This window comes from Bradyrhizobium sp. Leo78 (assembly GCF_059512425.1).
The window spans coordinates 1-495 of record NZ_JCAMOT010000193.1 but is presented as its reverse complement, the minus strand read 5'-3'; the positions used below and the strand labels follow the sequence as shown (position 1 = coordinate 495).

The 495-nt window shown below is 60.6% G+C and carries 1 protein-coding gene and 1 pseudogene; both read right to left on the bottom strand.

Translation table 11 applies throughout. The features are described 5' to 3' along the window. Positions 1-174: pseudogene (locus AC5ZG1_RS44240) on the bottom strand (histidine ammonia-lyase); the annotation flags it as partial. After that, on the bottom strand, positions 171-495 hold a 325-nt coding region (locus AC5ZG1_RS44235; RefSeq protein ID WP_496136547.1), incomplete at its 5' end, for a UTRA domain-containing protein. The pseudogene AC5ZG1_RS44240 and the gene AC5ZG1_RS44235, both read right to left, overlap by 4 nt.

The following is a 495-nucleotide window of genomic DNA, read 5'->3' as shown; positions in this document are numbered from 1 at the left end:
AACCGGCAGATCCCTTTCCGTATAGCGATCGACGACGGCGCGCGCCGCCATAATCCGGGCCTCGACCTCGGCGGAGATTTCGATCCTGGCGTGACGACGGGCAATTGCCGCGATGTCCTCGATCGACGGCGGCGACGCGCTGAAGGTGATCGATGGAGAATGGGTGGCGCTCACTGCTTCTCTCCGAGAATGGCGACGGGCTTCGAAGGACCCTTGGTGGACCGCGCTTCCAGCCGATATTGCGCGCCGGGATAGTATAACAGCGCACAGGTCACGACGGCCTCGCCCGACCAGGTCCTTCGAAAGACGCGCAGGCAAGGGTGATCATTCTTCAGGCCAAGATATTTGCGGATCGTCGTGTCCGGTTTGACGGCCTGGACGATATGTTCGAACGCCGTTATCGGCGCCACCTTCGTCAGATATTCATTCGGCGTCATGCTGCTGAAATCGGTCGACAGATAGTCTGGCGCGACCAGCGGATTGACGTAGCGCTCC